The following is a 19,854-nucleotide window of genomic DNA, read 5'->3' as shown; positions in this document are numbered from 1 at the left end:
CTAGCCATATTGTCAGCTAAACAGAAGGGCTTAAAATCGTTCATCGAACACCTACATGTCGAACTCGCATGGGGATTCGAAAGAGGCAGGAATACGTGACGATCGGTTTGACTGCCACGAGACACGTGGCGCGGATGCAAAACGGCGGCGGCGACGGCAATGAGGCCGGCCGCGGGACGGCCGTCATCACGCGCACCAAAACCAAGACCAAGAAGCCCAGCCTTTACCGGGTCCTCATCCTCAACGACGACTACACGCCCATGGAGTTCGTGGTTCACGTGCTGGAGCGTTTTTTCCAGAAGGACCGCGAAGCCGCCACACGCATCATGCTTCATGTTCACAATCATGGAGTGGGCGAGTGCGGGGTCTATACATTCGAGGTGGCCGAGACCAAAGTGTCCCAGGTCATGGATTTCGCCCGACAGAATCAGCATCCGCTGCAATGCGTGATGGAGAAGAAGTGAGGTAACATGCCGGCTTTCTCCCAAGGCCTGGAAAAGGCGCTTCACCAGGCGCTGACGCTCGCCAATGAGCGGCACCATGAATATGCAACCCTTGAACATTTGCTGCTCGCGCTCATCGACGACACCGAGGCGGCCGCCGTCATGCGCGCCTGCAATGTCGATCTCGATGAGCTGAAGCACACGGTTCTCACCTATATCGACACCGAGCTCGACAATCTGGTCACCGGCTACGACGAGGATTCCAAGCCGACAGCCGGCTTCCAGCGCGTTATCCAGCGCGCGGTGATCCATGTGCAGTCGTCGGGCCGCGAGGAAGTGTCGGGCGCCAACGTGCTCGTCGCCATCTTCGCCGAGCGCGAGAGCCATGCCGCCTATTTCCTGCAGGAACAGCAGATGACCCGCTACGACGCGGTCAACTACATCTCGCACGGCATTGCCAAGCGTCCGGGAGCATCGGAGACGCGTTCGCCGCGCGGCGCCGATGACGAGCAGGGCGGCCAGAACGGCGCCGAGCCGCAGGAGGAAGGCGGCAAGAAGAAGCAGCAGCAGGATGCGCTGACCGCTTATTGCGTCAACCTGAACAACAAGGCCAAGGCCGGCAAGATCGACCCGCTGATCGGCCGCGAGTCCGAGATCAACCGTACCATCCAGGTGCTGTGCCGCCGCTCCAAGAACAACCCGCTCTATGTCGGTGATCCTGGTGTCGGCAAGACGGCGATCGCCGAGGGCCTCGCCAAGCGCATCGTCGAGGGCGACGTCCCCGAGGTGCTGCACAACGCCACCATCTTCGCGCTCGACATGGGCACGCTGCTCGCCGGCACGCGCTATCGCGGTGACTTCGAGGAGCGGCTGAAGCAGGTCGTCAAGGAACTCGAGGACTATCCCGGCGCGGTGCTGTTCATCGACGAGATCCACACGGTGATCGGGGCAGGGGCGACTTCGGGCGGCGCCATGGACGCCTCGAACCTGTTGAAGCCGGCCCTGTCCTCGGGTGCAATCCGCTGCATCGGCTCGACCACCTACAAGGAATTCCGCCAGTTCTTCGAGAAGGACCGCGCCTTGGTGCGGCGCTTCCAGAAGATCGACGTCAACGAGCCGACCATCGAGGATGCGATCGAGATCATGAAGGGCCTCAAGCCCTATTATGAGGAATTCCACAAGGTGAAGTTCACCAACGAGGCAATCAAGGCCTCGGTGGAGTTGTCGGCGCGCTACATCAACGACCGCAAGCTGCCGGACAAGGCGATCGACGTGATCGACGAGACCGGCGCCTCGCAGATGCTGGTGCCGGAAGCCAAGCGCAAGAAGACCATCGGCATCAAGGAGATCGAAGCGACGATCGCAACCATGGCGCGCATCCCGCCGAAGACGGTTTCGGCCGACGACGAGAAGGTGCTGCAAGGCCTCGATATCGAGCTGAAGCGCGTCGTCTACGGCCAGGATACCGCGATCAGCGCGCTGACCTCGGCGATCAAGCTGGCGCGTGCCGGCCTGCGCGAACCGGAGAAGCCGATCGGCTCCTACCTGTTCTCGGGTCCGACCGGCGTCGGCAAGACCGAAGTGGCTAAGCAATTGGCCGCCTCGCTTGGCGTCGAGCTGATCCGCTTCGACATGTCGGAATATATGGAGCGCCACACCGTGTCGCGGCTGATCGGCGCGCCTCCCGGCTATGTCGGCTTCGACCAGGGTGGTCTTTTGACCGACGGCGTCGACCAGCATCCGCACTGTGTGCTGTTGCTGGACGAAGTCGAGAAGGCGCACCCGGATCTGTTCAACATCCTGTTGCAGGTCATGGACCATGGCAAGCTCACGGACCACAACGGCAAGCAGATCGACTTCCGCAATGTGATCCTGATCATGACCACCAATGCGGGCGCGTCGGATGCGCAGCGCGCGGCGATTGGCTTCGGCTCGACCAAGCGCGAAGGCGACGACGTCGAGGCGATCAACCGCCTGTTCACGCCGGAATTCCGCAACCGTCTCGATGCAATCATCCCGTTCGGCTCGCTGCCGGTGCCGGTGATCCATCAGGTGGTGCAGAAGTTCGTCATGCAGCTCGAGGCCCAGCTTTCCGAGCGCGGCGTCACCTTCGACCTGTCGCCCGATGCGATCGCATGGCTGGCCGACAAGGGCTATGACGAGCGCATGGGCGCGCGGCCACTCGGCCGGGTCATCCAGGAGCACATCAAGAAGCCATTGGCTGACGAGGTGCTCTTCGGCAAGCTCAAGAAGGGCGGCACGGTGCGCGTCACCGTCGAGAAGAAGGAAACCGGCGAGACCGGCCTGAAGCTCGAATCGCTCGCCGACGAGGCGCCGGTGAAGCCGAAGAAGGAAGAGCCGGAAGAAGCACCGAAGCCCGCAAAGGCCGTGGCGAAAAAGCCCGCGACGAAGAAGCTGGTGGCGCAGAAGCCCGAAGCCAAGGGCAAGGACGGCGGCAAGCGCAGCCTCGTGCCGCAACTGCCCAGAAAGAACTGACCCTGACGAAAATCGAAAAAGCCCCGGAAACGGGGCTTTTTTCATTGGAACGATGAGAGGACGCATGGCCGGACAGATCATCATCCTGAACGGAGCGCCGCGATCGGGAAAAACAAGCATCGTCCAGGCCATCCAGGAGAATTTCGACGGGGTATGGATCAATCTCGGCGTCGATGTCTACGAGCAGGCCACGCCGCCGAGATATCGGCCTGGAATAGGATTGCGGCCGGGCGGCGAGCGTCCGGACCTTGAAGGCCTCGTGCCCGGCTTCTACGCCGCACTCTACGAATCGATTGCCGCCCACAGCCGGCTGGGCGTGAATGTCGTGGTGGATGTCGGCCATCACGATGCCTATTCGAAGCCCCTCGATTGCCTTGCTGATTGCGCGCGCCGTCTCGCCGGCCTGCCGGTGCTGCTTGTCGGCGTTCGCTGTCCAATTGAAATCATCATAGAACGGCGCGCCGCCAGCGCGACGGGCAGGGGGTATGTGACCGGCTCGCCCGATGATCCCGTACCGCTGCCCGTGCGCCTGTGGCAGGAAGAGGTGCACCGGCCAGGCGTATACGATCTGGAAGTCGACACCTCGCTGCTGAGCCCTGCGCAATGCGCGGATACGATCCGCAGGCGGCTGCAGCAAGGCATCGTTCGGCCGAGCGCGATCGAGCACCTGGCTCAAACCGCCGCCGGGTAGCACTGTTTCCAGTCGTAAAGCGACGTGCGCTTCAGCTTCGCAGCGCCGCCCGTATCTTTTCGGCGTTGTGCGCCAGCACTTCGGGCTTCTCCATCCCGCCCGTGTGCGGCTTCAGCGGGATGCCATCGAAGCGCGGGATGACATGTACATGCAGATGATAGACGGTCTGCCCCGAGGCTGGCTCATTGAACTGCATGATGGTTACGCCGTCGGCGCCAAAACCTTGTTTGACGGCCCGAGCCACTTTCTGGACGACCGTGAAAAGCGGGCCGAACGTTGACGGATCGGCGTCGAGCAGGTTGCGCGATGGTGACTTCGGCACCACCAGCGTATGGCCGGGCCCCTGCGGCATCACATCCATGAAAGCGACGACCGCCTCGTCCTCGTAGACGCGATGCGAGGGGATCTCGCCGCGCAGGATCTTTGCGAAGATGTTGTCGGTGTCATAGGCGGTTTGGGCCATGGCAAACGCTCCGGATTGTGCCTTCGTGTAGCGAAGCCACCGGAAGTCGGCAAGGCGATTGGGCAAAGTCGACCCTGCTGATCAGGGTGCTACTCCTCCAGATCCTTGCGGAATGGGGTGTGCTCTTCAAGATATTCGCTCATCCGCTCCACCTCGCGCCGTTCGCGCCTCAGATAGTCGGCAACGGCGTTGCGTAGGCCGGGATGGGCGATGTAGTGCGCGGAATGCGTGATCACCGGTCGGTAGCCGCGCGCCAGCTTGTGCTCGCCCTGCGCACCTGCCTCGACCACCTTCAGCTTGCGCTCGATGGCAAAGTCGATCGCCTGATGGTAGCAGACCTCGAAATGCAGGAAGGGATGGTCCTCGATGCAGCCCCAATTGCGGCCATAGAGTGCGTCGGAGCCGATGAAATTGATGGCGCCGGCAATGTAGCGCCCATTGCGTTTGGCCATCACCAGCAGGATGTCGTCGGCCATGCGTTCGCCGATCAGCGAGAAGAACTGGCGGCTGAGATAGGGCCGGCCCCATTTGCGGCTGCCGGTATCCATGTAGAAGGCGAAGAAGTCGTCCCAGACCTTTTCGGTGAGGTCCTTGCCGGTCAGCCAGTCGATCGAGATGCCGTTGGCCAGCGCCTCGCGCCTTTCCTTCTTCATCGCCTTGCGCTTGCGCGAGGCAAGGGTGGCGAGGAAGTCGTCATAGGTTGAAAAGCCTTCGTTGAAGAAATGGAACTGCTGGTCGGTGCGGTGCAGAAAACCCGCCGCTTCCAGCACCTCCACGTCGCTCTCTTGCGCGAAGGTGACATGCGCGGAAGAGACACCGAGTTTCTGTGTGACCGCCTGCAGACCCGCGGCCAGCCCGGCCTTGACGGTGCTGATATCCTCGCCCCTGGTGACCAGCAGGCGAGGGCCTGTGACCGGCGTGAACGGCACCGCGCATTGCAGTTTGGGATAGTAGCGGCCGCCGGCGCGTTCGAAGGCATCCGACCAGCCATGATCGAACACATACTCGCCCTGGCTGTGCGACTTGAGATAGCACGGCACCGCGCCGAGCAGCTTGCCTTGCGCGGTTTCCAGCCGCAAATGATGACCTTGCCAGCCGGTGCGCCGCACGGCGCAGCCGGACTCTTCGAGCGCGCTCAGAAAAGCGTATGAAACGAGCGGGTTATAGCCGTTTTCGGCATCGTCGCGCGTGGTCCCACTAAGGCTGTTCCACTCGTCCGGGGTGAAGGCTCCGATGCCAGCGGCGACGCGGATCGAATAGTCCGCATTTGCTGTCTGGCCATCGCCGTCGTCGCCTTGATCCATGAGGCTTATTTAAGCTCCGTCCGGCCTGGTACAAGTCACGTTTCAGACACTCGACTTCAGGCGACTTTGACCAGATCGGGTTCGAATCCTTCGAATGTCATCTGGTCGGCATATCTATAGGTCAGGTCCACCGCGGGCTGGTCATGCACCGTCCAGGTTATGACCGGCATTTTCAGTTTTTCACGCACGAAGCCGACGAACCGGTTCGGCAGGTCGCCGGCGGCATAGGAGGTGAAGGCGATCTCGTGCGCCAGCATGGCGAAATGCGCCTCGATCAGCTGGTTTTCCTTGCCGTAGGCAGTCAGTCCGCCCGGAATGCCCGGCGCATGTTTGGAGAAATCGCGGATCAGCCAGTGGTCGAACGACATGATCGCTGCCTTGCCCTTGTAACGTTTGAGCATCTTGCCGACGCCCGCCACGAGACCCTCGTCACGGCCGGGGACCCCTTTCAACTCCACGACGACCGGCACCCGGCCATCGACGAGATCCAGCGCTTCCTGAAGTGTCGGCAAGTGGTCTGACGTGCCGCCCACCTTGAGCGCCGTCAGCTCGGCCGCAGTGCGCTGCCAGACGAAGCCGTCCTGTCCGGTCAGCCTTTGCAGGTCACCATCATGGATGACGACGGGAATGCCATCCGACGACAGGTGCACGTCGCATTCGATGGCATAGCCGCGCTCGGCAGCGGCGGCGAAAGCGGAAAGCGTGTTTTCCCAACGCGTCTTGTTCATGTCATGGAAGCCGCGATGGGCAACGGGCCGGGCGGTCAGCCAGGATAGGTCGGTCATGATTGTTCCCTGGCTCACTCGATTTCGAAAATGGCTTCGATTTCCACTGCGGCATTAAGCGGCAGCGAGGCGGTGCCGACTGCAGAGCGGGCATGCTTGCCGCGCTCGCCAAGTGCTGCAACCAGGAAATCGGAGGCGCCGTTGGCAACCAGGTGCTGCTCGACAAACTCGGGTGCGGAGGCGACGAAAACGGTGATCTTCACCAGGCGGCGGATTTTCTCGAGGTCGCCAAGTGCGGCCTTGGCCTGCGCCAGAATGTTGATCGCGCAGTACTTTGCCGCGTCCATGCCAGCCGCCGTGTCGACGTCACGGCCAAGCAGTCCGCTGGCCTGCAGCTTGCCGTCCTTGAGCGGCAACTGGCCGGCGGTGAACAGCAGATCGCCGGTCCTGCAATAGGGCACGTAGTTGGCGGCGGGCGCGGCGGCGACAGGAAGCGTCACGCCCAGATCGCTTAGCCGCTTTTCGATTGTTTCGCTCATGGTATTTCCCTATTGCTTGGGTGACGCCGCGCTGGCCGGGCCGAAATTGCTATTTTTGCCTCGCTTCCGCCACGACTTTTTTTAAGCTGGACCATCTTTCCCTGCGGCCTGCCATCAGCCGCGACGATCGGAGTACCTCATGCGCGCAACGCGCCTTGCATTCCATGCCGTGCTTTTGTCGGCAGTCTTCTCGATCGGCCCTGCTTTCGCCGTGCCGGCGCTGCAAGCCCACCGCGCCGTTTACGACCTCACCCTCAAAAAGGCGTCCGATCAATCCGGCATCACAGGCATATCCGGCCGCATGGTCTACGAGTTCAACGGCTCAGCCTGTGAGGGCTATACGGTGAAATTCCGTTTCGTCACCCAGATCGTCACCAACGACAACACGAGGCTGACCGACCAGCAGACGACCACTTTCGAAGACGCTGAAGGCAAGACTTTCTCGTTCGTGACGAAGTCCTTCGTCGACCAGAACCTCGACAAGGAGGTCAAGGGCATCGCCACGAAAGAGACCAAGGGTTTGAAGGTCGATATCGACAAGCCTGAAAAGAACAGCCTCGAACTGGCCACGACTCAATTCCCGACCCAACATCTGGTCGAACTGATCGGCAAGGCCGAAAAGGGCGAGAATTTTTACGAAACCAACCTGTTCGACGGTTCCGAAGACGCCAACAAGGTGATGACCACCACCGTCGTCGTCGGCAAGAAAACCGATGCCGACAAGGCCGACCCGGAGGCTCCGGCATTGGCGAAGCTCGCAACCGACAAATATTGGCCGGTCGACATCGCCTATTTCGACGACAGCGACAAGACAGGCGAAGAGGTGCCGGAGTACCGGATCAGCTTCAAGCTGCATGAGAACGGCATCACCCGCGACCTCGTCATGGACTATGGTGACTTCTCTATGACCGGCAAGCTGGTCAATCTTTCGTTGTTCGACCAATCGAAAACCTGCCCGACCAAATAGTGGTTCAGCTTGCCGGTTGATCGACCACGACACGGCGTTGTCGTGGCGAACGACTTGAACCTGCCGCAATCGGCTCTCAACTTCCTTTCCAGCGTCGAGGCGCGAGGGGGGCAACTTGAGCAGGATCGATGTCTTCGTGGCGCCGCGGCCCAATCCGGCGCTGATCAAGATCATGACGTTCGTCAACCGGATTGTCATGCTGCATGGCATTCCCGGCCTTCGCGATATCTTGCCGTTCAACCGCGTGGCCGGACTGCGTGGCGTCGCCAATGTCCGTCACATCGACTTTCCCGACGCCGACCTCGAGCGGCTGAGGGCCAGTTGCGGGACAGGGAAGGCAACCTTTATCACGCCCAATCATCCCGAGTTCTTCACCGACTGGATGATCGACAAGGAGATCGTGTCGCAGGTCAGCCCGCTTGCGGCCTCCTGGGCAACGAACGGTGTTGTCAACGGCCTTGGCCGGCTGATGCAGAAATTCTGGCTGGCCAACAATCTGATCGCCCAGATCCCCGGCAACAGTGAGGCAGCCAAAGAACACTCCGTCGCCTGGGCATTGAAAGGCCATGGCGTGCTGCTGCATCCCGAAGGCGGCGTCGGCTGGCATGCCAACATCGTTGCGGCGCTGCTGCCAGGTGCCGTCGAGATGGGATTGGAAGCGCTGAAGCGTGGCCGCATGGCCGATTCCAATTTCCAGGTCTGGATCGCGCCGGTCGTCTGGAAACTGGCCTTCACCAGGAATGTCGAAGCAGCGCTGGCGAAGGAATGCACCTATGTCGAGAAAAGCCTGAAAATAGAACGCCGCGCGGCCGACACGCTGCCGCAACGGATCCACCATATCTATTCGACGCTGCTGGCGCGCGACGAAGCCGCGTGGGGCATGCCATCCGACGAACGCACGACCTATGCCGAGCGCCAGCAGATATTGGTCGCCGAACTGGGCCGCCGGCTCGGCGAAGACATTTCAGCCGACGCCGTTGTCACCGACATCACCGAGCTTCTGCGGCGGGCGCGTCGCTGGCAGCGCGAAAACACCGGCGACGCTGAACGGCAAAAAAAGGTCTGGGCGCTCACCGATATGATTCAGAGGCTGCAACGCGTCGGGCCCTGGGCCTCGGCCAATCCGCGCATCACCCAGGAGGAGATCGCCGAGCATCTGAAGCGTATCCGCAACGACTATTGCCGGAGCGGACTGCACGACACGATGAACCGATTCATTCCGCAGCCGGCCGGGCCGCGTTGCGCCCATATCCGGGTACCCGATCCACTCGGCCTGCATGAGCATGCCGGCTCGGTCGACGTTGCTGTTGCCGAGTTGCACCGTCGCATGCAGGACACAGTCACGGGCACCGTGGCTGAGCTTGCGGCCAATGGCGGCTTCATTTTCTATCCGAATCCATTCTATCGTCCCTGACATGCGAACGGCCGATCGTCATTCGGTTGGAAAGAATGGAAGGCAGGCAGCAAGCCTCATGGCGATCTATGTCGACGCGGCGATCTGGAACTGGGCGGGCCATCGCTGGTGCCATCTGATGGCTGATGACACCGATGAGTTGCATCGCTTTGCCGCACAGCTTGGCGTCAAGCGCTCATCCTATCAAGGGCCGCCCAGGACATCAGCGCCGCACTATGACATAACCGGCTTTGAGCGCGACCGCGCGGTGCGGCTCGGCGCTACAGAATGCAGCCGCGAGGAGATCGTCGCGATCTTCCGGCGGGTGCGGGTGCCCAACGGAAAGGCTCGACCATGACACCAACGGCATTTCTGGCTTACTGCGCCGCGATCACGCTTGCAGCTGCAACACCAGGGCCGGCGATGTTCGCGGTCATCACCAACGGCGTATCGCGCGGGTTTCTTCGTGCATTCATGGCCGGAGTTGGCGTCGCCGCCGGCGATGCCGTGCTGGTCACCCTGGCGTTGCTCGGACTGGTGGCGTTGGCCCAGACTTTCGAATGGGTTTTTCTCCTGCTGAAATACGCGGGCGCTGCCTACCTGGTTTTTCTCGGCATCAGGATGTGGCGAGCTGCCGCCACGCAATCGGATGAACCGCAGGCGTCGCAGGCGAGATTGTCACGGTCGTTCTTCCTCGGTGCATCCATTGCGCTAGGCAATCCGAAGGCTATCCTGTTCCATGCCTCGATCATGCCGCTGATCCTGAACCTCAACACCATGACCCCTGCCGACGGTCTGCTGGTGGTCGCTGTCGTCATCAGTGTCAACGTCATCACCATGGGCATCTATGCTGCACTTGCCGGACGGGCCTCGGGCTGGTTCAGGACGCCGAGACGCATGAGGCTGATGAACAGGTTTGCTGGCAGCGCAATGATCGGCACCGGAGCGCTGATTGCCGCACGCTGAGTGGTGGAACGCCGGTGGCGTCTCAATTTGAATTTCGGCTCACGACCTTCTCTGCCCTTCGTTCGCGGCATGCCCTGACCCAAACCGGACTCTGCCGTCTCGGGAAATTCACCGTACTTCAGACGTTGATCCCGCTCTTCCGGAAGCCTTCGAGCCAGTGATCCCTATCCGCCTGTCGCGAGCACATTCGCATCCAAAATGTGATGTGGGATTTCAAGTCGTGGCCGGGAGGCCGCTTTCGTTCATATTCCGTGACGGCGGCCTCCGCCTCGTCAGTTTGTCCCGATTGTGCGTATGCGGCAGCCAAGACCAGGTATAGGAATGCAGGGACGTTCTGATAGGTCTCGTGAATCTCGATCACTTTCTCATAGTTGCGAAGCATATAGTGGCAGTCGCAGAGCGTATCGAGACGCTGATCATCGGAGGCGTAGGGTTCAAGGTGCTCTGACCTAGCGAACCACTCAAGCGCCTGCTCGGGTTCCCCTGTATAGCTTAGAGCGCAACCAAAGGCGTAAAGCGCAAACGGGTCGTTGGGGTTGAGGGCCACCGCGCGCTCGGCATATTTTCTAGCCAACCGATGATCACCCGATATGTGGTACGTGTATGCCGCATACGCATTGACTGTTGGATTATTCTCGTCGAGCGAAACTGCCTGTTGTGCGTGCGTTCTGCCACGATTCAGCGTGCTTTCCGGGGGCAATCCCAAACTTAGGATACCGAATATGCAAGTCATACCGAGGCCGGCATGCGCCATGGCATAGGTGGCATCTGCCTTGACCGCCTTTTCATACCAATCAAGCGCACTTGATAGGCCTTCTGCCAGATGAAAAAACGCCCAGCGGCCGCGAAGTTCGCAGTCGTAAGCGGTGAGATTGTTTGGTGCCTTTCTCCGGAGATGCTCAACAGCAAAGCGATCGAGTCGACCGGGAATCGCTGCGGAAATAGCGCGTACCAGTTCGTCTTGGACGATAAAGATTTGGTCCAAGTCACGATCATAACGCTCAGCCCAGAGATGATTTCCAGTAGCTGCTTCGATCAACTGGACAGTCACACGGACCCGATTGCTTGTCCTGCGGATGCTGCCTTCGACGACGTACTGCGCACCGAGTTCGCGTCCGATCCGTCGCACGTCAGTAGCTTTGTCGCGATACTGAAACGATGAGTTTCGAGCGATAACGAACAGCGAAGCGAAGCGGGATAATTCTGTGATGATGTCCTCGGTAATTCCATCGCTAAAATATTGTTGCTCCTGATCGCCGCTCATATTGTCGAACGGGAGCACGGCGAGCGAATGCTTCGTGGAGGGAGCCTCGGCCGGCAGTGGGCCAGCTACCCCTGTCTTCGTCCTCACCCGGTATGCCCGCACCGGCCGATCGATGTTCTTGAGTGTCTGCTCGCCCATATCCTCCATGGCGCAGTCGACTTTGCCGCGGACCTCCTCCTGCACCTTGCCCGAGATGCAAATGCCACTGGGTTCGGCCATGGTCTCAAGTCGCGCCGCGATGTTTACGCCATCGCCGAATATGTCAGTACCGTCGCCAACGACTTCGCCGAGATTTATGCCGATACGCAATTTGATCTTCCGTTCCTCGGTCAGATCGGCGTTCGTCTCGGCCATTCCCTCCTGCAGGCCGAGCGCGCAGCGCAGCGCATTGACGGCACTAGGAAACTCTACCAACACGCCATCGCCCATGAACTTGACGATCCGCCCGCCGTTTTCGCGAACTAGCGGTTCGACGATAATCTTCCGTCGCGCCTTTAGCGCAGCGAGGGTCAGCGCTTCGTCCGCCGCCATGAGGCGGGAATAGCCGACCACATCGGCGACAAGAATGGCAGCGAGGCGGCGCTTCACCGTAGGTTCTCCTATCGGAGAGGGATTATCGGCCATTCCTCATACAAGCGACAGCGATAAGAACGCCCGCAACTTGGGCTATTGGCGCTTGCTGCTCGTTCCGGTCGACGAGACGTACGGCGGGAAACCACCCACAGCCGAAATTCAAACTGAGACACTACCTGAACGCCCCACGACTTGCGTTTGTCACGCAAGCCCTCTATATGCGCGCTCATTCCACACACGGACTTTGGTGTCTGCCCGGGAGAAATCCGGCTGAAACCTCCGGTGGCGTTCGAGGACAAAGTCCAAAAATGCCTGTGTCCGTGGAGGCTAACCGGAAAGGAACTAAGAATGGCTCTGCCTGATTTCAGCATGCGCCAGCTTTTGGAAGCTGGCATTCACTTCGGCCACCAGACTCACCGCTGGAACCCGAAGATGGCGCCCTACATCTACGGCGCCCGCAACAACATCCACATCATCGACCTCAGCCAGACGGTGCCTTTGCTGCACCAGGCGCTGAAGCAGGTTTCTGACACTGTCGCCAAGGGTGGCCGCGTGCTGTTCGTCGGCACCAAGCGCCAGGCGTCCGACATCGTCGCCGATGCGGCACAGCGTTCGGCCCAATACTATGTCAATTCGCGTTGGCTCGGCGGCATGCTGACCAACTGGAAGACGATCTCGAACTCGATCCAGCGCCTGCGCAAGCTCGACGAGATGCTGGCCGGCGAAGCCCAGGGCCTGACCAAGAAGGAACGCCTCAACCTCGACCGCGAGCGCGAGAAGCTCGACAAGGCCCTGGGCGGCATCAAGGACATGGGCTCGACGCCCGACCTGATGTTCGTCATCGACACGAACAAGGAAGCGATCGCCATCCTCGAGGCCAAGCGCCTCGGCATCCCGGTCGTCGCCATCATCGATTCGAACTGCGACCCAGACAAGATCGACTTCCCGATCCCCGGCAATGACGACGCTGCCCGCGCCATTCAGCTTTATTGCGACCTGATCGCCAAGGCTGCGATCGACGGCATCGCCCGCCAGCAGGGCGCGCTCGGCGTCGACATCGGCGCTTCGGTCGAAGCTCCGGTCGAACCGGCGCTCGATCCGGCCCCGGCGTCGGAAGCCCCCGAAGCTTGATAATCGAAGGCCGGTTGCGGCCTTCATCTTTCTCATATTTTGGCACGCTAAACAGACGCATCATCGAGGTTCGATGGTGCGTCGGTGCATTTAAAACAAAGAGGCGACAATGAGCATTTCGGCTGCACAGGTCAAAGAACTCCGCGACTTGACCGGCGCGGGCATGATGGATTGCAAGGCGGCGTTGAACGAGACCAACGGCAACATGGAAGAGGCCATCGACTGGCTGCGCAAGAAGGGCATTTCGAAAGCTGACAAGAAGGCCGGCCGCACAGCGGCCGAGGGCTTGATCGGCGTCGATTCCGGCGTGCGCGAAGCTGCCGTCGTTGAAGTCAACTCCGAGACCGACTTCGTTGCCCGCAACGATCAGTTCCAGGAGCTGGTGCGCAATGTCGCGAAGGTCGCGCTCGCCTACGGCGGCAAGACCGAAGTGGTCGCGGCGGCCAAGTATCCGGGTTCGGACAAGTCCGTCACCGAGGTTATCAAGGACGCCGTCGGCACAATCGGCGAGAACATCAGCTTCCGCCGCTCCGCCAAGCTGACGGTTCCGCACGGCGCAGTCGCGACCTACGTCCACAACGCGGTTGCCGATGGCCTCGGCAAGCTCGGCGTGCTGGTCGCCATCGAGACCACGGGCAACGAGCATGCCGCCAACGCCTTCGCGCGCCAGGTCGCCATGCATGTCGCGGCCACCAGCCCGATGGCGCTGACCACCGAAGAACTCGATCCGGCGGCAATCGAGCGCGAGAAGGCGATCTTCTCGGATCAGGCGCGCCAGTCCGGCAAGCCGGAAGCGATCATCGAGAAGATGGTCGAGGGCCGTCTGCGCAAGTTCTATGAGGAAGTCGTACTCCTGAAGCAGGCCTTCGTGCTCAATCCCGACATCACTGTCGAGAAGGCGCTGAAGGATGCCGAGAAGGACATCGGTGCGCCGGCCAAGATCACCGCCTATCTGCGCTTTGCGCTGGGCGAAGGCATCGAGAAGGAAGAGACCGATTTCGCGGCGGAAGTCGCGGCGGCGGTCAAGAAGTAAGCTACCGAGGCGGCTGTTCTTCTGACGATTTTTTTCGGCCGGGTGTCCGCAGGGATGCCCGGCCGATTTCTTGTGCGGTATCGATGAAGGCCCTGAGCTTCGGCGCCATGGACGCCCGGCGCGGAAAGTAGAGGAACAGCCCCGGCTCGTCGATCGCGGCTTCGCGCAGGATTTCGACCAATCGGCCGGTCTGGATGTCGGCTCGCACCAGCGGCTCGAACAGATAGGCGAGGCCGATACCGGCCAGCGCCATGTCGCGCGCCGACAGCGGATCGGTGACGACAACGCTGCCACGCGTTTCGACGCTGATATCCTTACCATGGTCGGACAGATCCCAGCGGTAGAGCGCACGCGATCGCAGCAACCGATAGCCGACGCAGTTGTGACTGGAGAGGTCTGCCAGCGTCCGCGGTTTTCCATGCCGGCCGACATAAGTGGGGAGGCGACGATGACCGTTCGGAACGGCTCAGTCAGCCGCACCGTCACCATATCCTCCGCGATCATCTCGCCCAGCCGTATGCCGGCGTCGAAGCCTTCGCCGACAATATCGCTCAGACGCTCGTCGGTGAACACTTCCACCGTCACCTCGGGATAGCGCTCGGCCATTGCCGACAGGATGGGCATCAAGGCGAGAGGCAGCGCCAGGCGCGGCACGTTCATCTTGAGCAGCCCGCTCGCCCTGCCTTTCACCGAGCGAATGCGCTCGATTCTGTCGGCGATGTCTTCCAATGCCGGTTCCGCAGCCGCGACAAGCGCTTCGCCAGCTTCGGTAAGCGCGACGCTGCGCGTGGTGCGGGCAAACAGCGGCTGGCCGATCCGCTCTTCCACCAGGCGCACCGCGTGGCTGACCGCCGAAGGGCTCATGCCAAGTTCTGCGGCGGCCGAGGCAAAGCCGCCACGCCGCGCCACGGCGACAATGACAGGAAGGTGGCTGAGCAGATCGCGATCCATTCATGCACGATATCGCATAGTCCATGCAGATAATGCAATCTTCTCGACGCCGGCGCGCCCGCCCACATTGTCCCCAACAGCTCGCGGCGGGCCGATCGCGAAAAGGAGAAGAGACATGACTGCATTGAAGTACATTACCTTCGCGGCGGGACTTGCGCTGGCGCCAGTCGATGCCGGCCGGGCCGAACCGTCCCGCGAAACGACGCTCGCTGATGAGCGTGCCGTCATCCGCATCGCCGATGCTATCGATCGCGCCGTCGATGCCCAGGATTGGCGACTCGCCCGCAGTTACTTCGCCGACCGCGTCACCGTCGACTTCAGCAGCCTGAGCGGACAACCGTCGGCCACCATCGCCTCGGACGACCTGATCGGAACCTGGGCGGCGAACCTCCGGGGGAACAAGACCAGCCTGCATCTGCGCACCAATCACCAGGTCGCCTTTGGCGCCGAGGCCGCGACAGTCTCCTCCAACGGCTATGCCTGGAACAAGATGGAAGGCAATGGAGACCCGCTGTGGGAAGTGTGGGGCACCTATGAACACCACCTGACGCGATCGGGCGCCGGCTGGATAGTGGACGGCTTCACATTCCGCATGACGCATGAGCGTGGCAACCCGTGGGTCAAGACGACCCCCGGACAGGATCGGCGTTGACCATTGGATCAGGATCGGAACGACATCATGGCCATGTCCTACTACACCCTCGGCAACAGCGGGCTGCGTGTCACCCGGCTGGCACTCGGAACCATGACCTTCGGCACCGAATGGGGCTGGGGCGCCGACAAGGAGACGGCGCGCGCCCTGGTCGATGTCTATGTCGAGGCCGGCGGCAATTTCTTCGACACGGCCGACGCCTATACCGGCGGCACCTCCGAGACCTGGCTTGGCGAGTTCATCGCCGAGCGCGGTCTGCGCGACAAGGCGGTGATCAGCACCAAATTCAGCATGAATCTGGAGCAGGGCAATCCGAATGCGGGCGGCAATGGCCGCAAGAACATCATCCGGGCCGTCGAAAGCTCGCTGAAGCGGCTCGGCACCGACTATATCGACCTCTATTTCCTGCATGCATGGGACAGGCTGACGTCGCCGGAAGAGGTGATGCGGACGCTGGACGATCTGGTGCGCGCCGGAAAGATCCGCCATGTCGGCCTCTCCGACGTCCCCGCCTGGTACGCAAGCAGGGCGCAGTCCGTCGCCGAGCAGCGCGGCTATGAACCGGTTTCGGCGCTCCAGCTCGAATATTCGTTGGCCGAGCGCAACATCGAGCATGAATTCGTGCCGTTCGGCACCCGCTACGGCGCCGGCATCATGGTCTGGAGCCCGCTGGCAAGCGGCCTTTTGAGTGGCAAATATCGTTCAGATACAATCAGCAAGGCCGGTGGCCGGCTGGAGACGATGCGCGGTTCGACCAATCCTGGGTTCCAGAAATTCACCGACCACAACTGGGCAATCGTTGCCGAACTGGAGAAGGTCGCCGGCGAGCTCGGTCGCGGCATGGCCCAAATCGCCTTGAACTGGGCAGCGACGCGGCCCGGTGTCGCCTCGGTGATCATCGGTGCGACCAGGCTGGATCAGCTCAAGGACAATCTCGGCGCGCTGGATTTCGAAATTCCACTGGAGCTTCTGGCAAGGCTCGATGCGGTCAGCCGGCCGGTCACGCCGTTCCCGTACTCGTTCTTCGGCCCGGAAATCCAGGGCGGTCTCACCGGAGGCCAGGCGGTCGGCGGCAAGCCGGCCGGCTACTTCCCGGACCTGCTCATGAAAGGCACTTTTGCCGGCGTGAGTTAAACAAAAGCCGAGACAATTTTCGGGCTCGGGCGCCGCGTGACATCGCGGCGCCCTTCGTGTATCGGAACACGGCATCGCGCCATTGTTTCGGGGCGGCGCCTGCGCGAGGGTGGCCACCCGGAACGCGTCACATGCAAAATGACGAGGACCAGATGACGGTGAAGCCCCTCTACCGACGTGTCTTGCTGAAAGCGTCGGGCGAAGCATTGATGGGCGAACAGCATTTCGGCATCGACGTTTCGGTCGTGGATCGCATCGCTGCCGATATCGCCGAGGCACGCGCACTGGGCATCGAAGTGGGCGTCGTCATTGGCGGCGGCAACATCTTTCGCGGCGTGGCCGTTGCCTCCAAGGGCGGCGATCGCGTCACCGGCGACCACATGGGCATGCTTGCCACGGTCATCAATTCGCTGGCTCTGCGCACGTCACTGAACAAGATCGGTGTCGACGCGGTCGTGCTTTCGGCGATCGCCATGCCCGAACTTTGCGAGAGCTTCTCGCAGCGCCAGGCCACCGCCTACATGAACCAGGGCAAGGTGGTGATCTTTGCCGGCGGCACCGGCAATCCGTTCTTCACCACTGATTCGGCCGCTGCACTTCGCGCAGCCGAGATTGGCGCCGACGCGCTGTTCAAGGGCACCCAGGTCGATGGTGTCTATTCGGCGGACCCGAAGAAGGACCCGAATGCGACGCGTTTCGAGCGCATCAGCCATGGCGAAGTCATAAAACGCGGCCTCTCCATCATGGATACGGCAGCGATTGCACTTGCGCGCGAAAACAACATTCCGATAATCGTTTATTCGATCCACGAAAAAGGTGGGTTTGGCGATATTCTAAGGGGCGGCGGCCGCTGCACGGTCGTCGCGGACGATTGATCCGGGGCCTGATCCCGAAGAAGGGGAAGCCGGTTTTCGAAAATCAGGCTCGAACACGGGGCCTTGCCCCGAAGCAGTGAACCCGCGGCAGACGGGTCGAGGAGACTAAGATGAGTGGTGAGTACGACGATCTCAAGCGGCGCATGGACGGGGCAATCGCCGCGTTCAAGCATGATCTGGCTTCGCTGCGGACCGGTCGCGCCTCCAGCAATCTGCTCGACGCGATCCAGGTGCAGGCGTACGGCACCACCATGCCGATCAACCAGGTCGCCAACGTTTCGGTGCCGGAGCCGCGCATGATTTCGGTGTCGGTCTGGGACAAATCGATGGTCGGCGCGGTCGACCGCGCCATCCGCGAATCCAATCTGGGTTTCAATCCGATCGTCGACGGCACCAATCTCCGCATTCCACTGCCCGAACTCAACGAGCAGCGCCGCAAGGAGCTGGTCAAGATCTCGCACGGCTACGCCGAGAACGCCCGTGTCGCCGCGCGCCATGTGCGCCGCGACGGCATGGACTTCCTGAAGAAGGCGGAGAAGGACGGCGACATCAGCGAGGACGATCAGCGCAAGCGCTCCGACCAGGTCCAGAAACTGACAGACGAAACGATCAGCACCATCGACCACCTGCTTTCCGATAAGGAAGCTGAAATCATGCAGGTTTAGGGTCTTGGCCATCGGCTGACCCGAAAGCGAGAACATGGCAACGCCCGCGCATGTCGCGATCATCATGGACGGAAACGGACGCTGGGCCAAGGCGCGCGGCATGCCTCGCCTTGCTGGTCATCGCGCCGGCGTCGAGGCGCTGCGCAAGACGGTGCGCGCTGCACCCGGGCTCGGCATCTCCTTCCTGACCGTCTATGCCTTCTCGTCGGAGAACTGGTCGCGGCCGAAGTCCGAGGTCAGCGACCTGATGGGCCTGCTGAAACTGTTCATCCGCCGTGATCTGGCCGAATTGCACCAAAGTGGCGTGCGGGTCCGAATCATCGGCGACAGGGCTGGGCTGCAGCCAGACATCAGGGGGCTGCTCGACGAGGCCGAATCGCTGACTGCCGCAAATGAAGCGCTGACGCTGGTGATCGCCTTCAACTATGGCGGACGCGACGAGGTCGTGCGCGCGGCGCGCAAGCTTGCCGCGGCCGTGGCGCGTGGCGAACTCGACAGCGAGGCGATCACCGCCGAAAGTTTCGCCGGCGCTCTCGACACCCAAGGCATTCCCGACCCGGAGCTGGTCATCCGCACCAGCGGCGAGCTGCGGCTGTCGAATTTCCTTCTGTGGCAGGCTGCCTATAGCGAGCTCGTCTTCCTGCCTTGCTACTGGCCCGACTTCAGCCGCGAGCACTTGGCCGAGGCCTTGCGCGAATTTGCCGGCCGCGAACGTCGTTTCGGCGGACTTGGCCCGCAGGACGTTGCCTCGCGACCGGCCGCAGGATGAGCAATCTCCAGCTTCGCGTCATTTCGGCAGTTGTGCTTGCCATCATCACCCTCGGCTTGACCTGGCTCGGTGGCCTGCCGTTCCGGTTGCTGTGCGCCGTGATGGCGGCGGTGATCTTCCATGAATGGACACGTATGTCGCGCCCTGCCGTGGCCACGGGTCTGGGTTTCCTGCCGGAAGCGCTGCTCGTTGTTTTCATTGGCGCCTTGATCGCTGGCTTTGCCGCGTGGTGGCTGCTGCCACTTGTCGTGGTCATGGTTGGCGCAACGGCGATTGCTGCCTCGGTTCGCAAGATCGGGCAATGGGACGCGGCTGGCCTTGCCTATGCCGGCGCTTCCGGCCTGTCGCTCGCCCTGCTGCGCGATGGCGACCAGTCAGGCCTTGTCGCCATCCTGTTCCTGTTCGCGGTCGTCTGGGCCACCGATATCTTTGCCTATTTCGTCGGCCGTGCCGTAGGCGGCCCGAAACTGGCGCCGTCGATCTCTCCCGGCAAGACGCGTAGCGGCGCGCTCGGCGGCGCAGCCGGCGGCGTTGTGGCGGGGATCATCCTGGCCGCGGTTGCCGGCGTCGGCAATCTGGCATTGCTCGGCCTGCTGGCGCTGGTGCTGTCGATTGTCGCCCAGGCCGGCGACCTGTTTGAATCGTGGGTCAAACGCCGCCACGGCCGCAAGGATTCGGGTGCGCTCATCCCGGGCCATGGCGGCGTCATGGATCGTGTCGACGGGCTTGTCGCGGCAGCTTTCGCCCTGTACGTCATCGGTTGGATTTCGGCGACCGCCGATCATCCGGCGCAGGGGCTGTTTCCGGTTTGAGTGGTGTC

General features: G+C 61.7%; 20 protein-coding genes and 1 pseudogene. 15 read left to right on the top strand and 6 right to left on the bottom strand.

What is annotated here, in order from left to right:
* The first annotated feature begins 134 nt into the window (after positions 1-134).
* The 3 genes from clpS to AC1D10_RS26380 all read left to right on the top strand — a co-directional run bounded on the left by clpS (position 135) and on the right by AC1D10_RS26380 (position 3,630).
* Positions 135-464 carry an ATP-dependent Clp protease adapter ClpS gene (gene clpS / locus AC1D10_RS26390; RefSeq protein WP_010909565.1) on the top strand — a complete coding sequence of 110 codons (330 nt, stop codon included), beginning with the start codon at positions 135-137 and terminating at the stop codon, positions 462-464.
* Between the two features lie 6 nt (positions 465-470).
* Positions 471-2,939 (top strand): ATP-dependent Clp protease ATP-binding subunit ClpA, encoded by a 2,469-nt coding sequence (clpA, locus tag AC1D10_RS26385; RefSeq protein ID WP_477277090.1) that lies wholly within the window; start codon positions 471-473, stop codon positions 2,937-2,939.
* 64 nt (positions 2,940-3,003) lie between these two features.
* Positions 3,004-3,630 carry a chloramphenicol phosphotransferase CPT family protein gene (locus AC1D10_RS26380; protein WP_477277088.1) on the top strand — a complete coding sequence of 209 codons (627 nt, stop codon included), beginning with the start codon at positions 3,004-3,006 and terminating at the stop codon, positions 3,628-3,630.
* 31 nt (positions 3,631-3,661) lie between these two features.
* On the opposite strand, the gene AC1D10_RS26375 is transcribed toward AC1D10_RS26380, so the two are convergent.
* The 4 genes from AC1D10_RS26375 to AC1D10_RS26360 all read right to left on the bottom strand — a co-directional run bounded on the left by AC1D10_RS26375 (position 3,662) and on the right by AC1D10_RS26360 (position 6,661).
* The gene (locus tag AC1D10_RS26375; RefSeq protein ID WP_477277085.1) at positions 3,662-4,093 is read right to left on the bottom strand and encodes an HIT family protein; all 432 of its coding nucleotides are present in this window, start codon (positions 4,091-4,093) and stop codon (positions 3,662-3,664) included.
* 89 nt (positions 4,094-4,182) lie between these two features.
* A complete protein-coding gene (locus AC1D10_RS26370; protein WP_477277083.1) occupies positions 4,183-5,397 on the bottom strand; it encodes a GNAT family N-acetyltransferase in 1,215 nt (404 codons plus the stop codon).
* Positions 5,398-5,453: 56 nt separating this feature from the next.
* A complete protein-coding gene (locus AC1D10_RS26365) occupies positions 5,454-6,182 on the bottom strand; it encodes a glycerophosphodiester phosphodiesterase (protein WP_477277081.1) in 729 nt (242 codons plus the stop codon).
* 14 nt (positions 6,183-6,196) lie between these two features.
* Positions 6,197-6,661 carry a RidA family protein gene (locus AC1D10_RS26360; RefSeq protein ID WP_477277079.1) on the bottom strand — a complete coding sequence of 155 codons (465 nt, stop codon included), beginning with the start codon at positions 6,659-6,661 and terminating at the stop codon, positions 6,197-6,199.
* A 139-nt stretch (positions 6,662-6,800) separates the two neighbouring features.
* Between AC1D10_RS26360 and AC1D10_RS26355 the strand changes: the two genes are divergently transcribed.
* The 4 genes from AC1D10_RS26355 (at position 6,801) to AC1D10_RS26340 (ending at position 9,987) form a co-directional block, all read left to right on the top strand.
* The gene (locus AC1D10_RS26355; RefSeq protein WP_477277077.1) at positions 6,801-7,628 is read left to right on the top strand and encodes a cell envelope integrity EipB family protein; all 828 of its coding nucleotides are present in this window, start codon (positions 6,801-6,803) and stop codon (positions 7,626-7,628) included.
* Positions 7,629-7,743: 115 nt separating this feature from the next.
* A complete protein-coding gene (locus AC1D10_RS26350) occupies positions 7,744-9,042 on the top strand; it encodes a lysophospholipid acyltransferase family protein (RefSeq protein ID WP_477277075.1) in 1,299 nt (432 codons plus the stop codon).
* Positions 9,043-9,100: 58 nt separating this feature from the next.
* Complete coding sequence (locus tag AC1D10_RS26345; protein ID WP_477277073.1) at positions 9,101-9,379, top strand: DUF4031 domain-containing protein; 279 nt, start codon at positions 9,101-9,103, stop codon at positions 9,377-9,379.
* Complete coding sequence (locus tag AC1D10_RS26340) at positions 9,376-9,987, top strand: LysE family translocator (protein WP_477277072.1); 612 nt, start codon at positions 9,376-9,378, stop codon at positions 9,985-9,987. Before AC1D10_RS26345 ends, AC1D10_RS26340 begins: the two co-directional genes overlap by 4 nt.
* 118 nt (positions 9,988-10,105) lie before the next feature.
* On the opposite strand, the gene AC1D10_RS26335 is transcribed toward AC1D10_RS26340, so the two are convergent.
* Positions 10,106-11,839 (bottom strand): adenylate/guanylate cyclase domain-containing protein, encoded by a 1,734-nt coding sequence (locus tag AC1D10_RS26335; RefSeq protein ID WP_477277070.1) that lies wholly within the window; start codon positions 11,837-11,839, stop codon positions 10,106-10,108.
* A gap of 333 nt (positions 11,840-12,172) precedes the next feature.
* Between AC1D10_RS26335 and rpsB the strand changes: the two genes are divergently transcribed.
* Positions 12,173-12,955, top strand: coding sequence for a 30S ribosomal protein S2 (rpsB, locus tag AC1D10_RS26330; RefSeq protein WP_023777441.1), 783 nt, complete (start codon positions 12,173-12,175; stop codon positions 12,953-12,955).
* Between the two features lie 109 nt (positions 12,956-13,064).
* The gene (gene tsf, locus AC1D10_RS26325) at positions 13,065-13,988 is read left to right on the top strand and encodes a translation elongation factor Ts (protein ID WP_477277068.1); all 924 of its coding nucleotides are present in this window, start codon (positions 13,065-13,067) and stop codon (positions 13,986-13,988) included.
* 1 nt (position 13,989) lies between these two features.
* On the opposite strand, the pseudogene AC1D10_RS26320 reads toward tsf, so the two are convergent.
* Positions 13,990-14,939 (bottom strand): annotated as a pseudogene (locus AC1D10_RS26320) (LysR family transcriptional regulator).
* A 115-nt stretch (positions 14,940-15,054) separates the two neighbouring features.
* Here AC1D10_RS26320 and AC1D10_RS26315 point away from each other — a divergent pair.
* From AC1D10_RS26315 to AC1D10_RS26290, 6 genes are all read left to right on the top strand, one after another.
* Positions 15,055-15,591 carry a nuclear transport factor 2 family protein gene (locus tag AC1D10_RS26315; RefSeq protein WP_477277066.1) on the top strand — a complete coding sequence of 179 codons (537 nt, stop codon included), beginning with the start codon at positions 15,055-15,057 and terminating at the stop codon, positions 15,589-15,591.
* A gap of 27 nt (positions 15,592-15,618) precedes the next feature.
* A complete protein-coding gene (locus AC1D10_RS26310; protein ID WP_477277064.1) occupies positions 15,619-16,725 on the top strand; it encodes an aldo/keto reductase in 1,107 nt (368 codons plus the stop codon).
* Positions 16,726-16,877: 152 nt separating this feature from the next.
* Complete coding sequence (pyrH, locus tag AC1D10_RS26305) at positions 16,878-17,600, top strand: UMP kinase (protein WP_111546675.1); 723 nt, start codon at positions 16,878-16,880, stop codon at positions 17,598-17,600.
* Between the two features lie 110 nt (positions 17,601-17,710).
* Entirely contained in the window at positions 17,711-18,265 is a 555-nt protein-coding gene (gene frr, locus AC1D10_RS26300; protein WP_015317784.1) for a ribosome recycling factor, read from the top strand.
* 34 nt (positions 18,266-18,299) lie between these two features.
* Entirely contained in the window at positions 18,300-19,034 is a 735-nt protein-coding gene (locus tag AC1D10_RS26295; RefSeq protein ID WP_379104426.1) for an isoprenyl transferase, read from the top strand.
* Complete coding sequence (locus tag AC1D10_RS26290; RefSeq protein WP_477277061.1) at positions 19,031-19,846, top strand: phosphatidate cytidylyltransferase; 816 nt, start codon at positions 19,031-19,033, stop codon at positions 19,844-19,846. Before AC1D10_RS26295 ends, AC1D10_RS26290 begins: the two co-directional genes overlap by 4 nt.
* Positions 19,847-19,854 lie beyond the last annotated feature (8 nt).

It is taken from the genome of Mesorhizobium sp. P2_A8 (assembly GCF_056404935.1).
Note: the sequence above shows the minus strand (reverse complement) of the source record. Positions and strands in the feature narration are given on the sequence as shown.

Coding starts and splice junctions, on each gene's coding strand:
- clpS (WP_010909565.1), top strand. CDS start 135: ATGCAAAACGGCGGCGGCGACGGCAATGAGGCCGGCCGCGGGACGGCC.
- clpA (WP_477277090.1), top strand. CDS start 471: ATGCCGGCTTTCTCCCAAGGCCTGGAAAAGGCGCTTCACCAGGCGCTG.
- AC1D10_RS26380 (WP_477277088.1), top strand. CDS start 3,004: ATGGCCGGACAGATCATCATCCTGAACGGAGCGCCGCGATCGGGAAAA.
- AC1D10_RS26375 (WP_477277085.1), bottom strand. CDS start 4,093: ATGGCCCAAACCGCCTATGACACCGACAACATCTTCGCAAAGATCCTG.
- AC1D10_RS26370 (WP_477277083.1), bottom strand. CDS start 5,397: ATGGATCAAGGCGACGACGGCGATGGCCAGACAGCAAATGCGGACTAT.
- AC1D10_RS26365 (WP_477277081.1), bottom strand. CDS start 6,182: ATGACCGACCTATCCTGGCTGACCGCCCGGCCCGTTGCCCATCGCGGC.
- AC1D10_RS26360 (WP_477277079.1), bottom strand. CDS start 6,661: ATGAGCGAAACAATCGAAAAGCGGCTAAGCGATCTGGGCGTGACGCTT.
- AC1D10_RS26355 (WP_477277077.1), top strand. CDS start 6,801: ATGCGCGCAACGCGCCTTGCATTCCATGCCGTGCTTTTGTCGGCAGTC.
- AC1D10_RS26345 (WP_477277073.1), top strand. CDS start 9,101: ATGGCGATCTATGTCGACGCGGCGATCTGGAACTGGGCGGGCCATCGC.
- AC1D10_RS26340 (WP_477277072.1), top strand. CDS start 9,376: ATGACACCAACGGCATTTCTGGCTTACTGCGCCGCGATCACGCTTGCA.
- rpsB (WP_023777441.1), top strand. CDS start 12,173: ATGGCTCTGCCTGATTTCAGCATGCGCCAGCTTTTGGAAGCTGGCATT.
- tsf (WP_477277068.1), top strand. CDS start 13,065: ATGAGCATTTCGGCTGCACAGGTCAAAGAACTCCGCGACTTGACCGGC.
- AC1D10_RS26315 (WP_477277066.1), top strand. CDS start 15,055: ATGACTGCATTGAAGTACATTACCTTCGCGGCGGGACTTGCGCTGGCG.
- AC1D10_RS26310 (WP_477277064.1), top strand. CDS start 15,619: ATGGCCATGTCCTACTACACCCTCGGCAACAGCGGGCTGCGTGTCACC.
- pyrH (WP_111546675.1), top strand. CDS start 16,878: ATGACGGTGAAGCCCCTCTACCGACGTGTCTTGCTGAAAGCGTCGGGC.
- frr (WP_015317784.1), top strand. CDS start 17,711: ATGAGTGGTGAGTACGACGATCTCAAGCGGCGCATGGACGGGGCAATC.
- AC1D10_RS26295 (WP_379104426.1), top strand. CDS start 18,300: ATGGCAACGCCCGCGCATGTCGCGATCATCATGGACGGAAACGGACGC.
- AC1D10_RS26290 (WP_477277061.1), top strand. CDS start 19,031: ATGAGCAATCTCCAGCTTCGCGTCATTTCGGCAGTTGTGCTTGCCATC.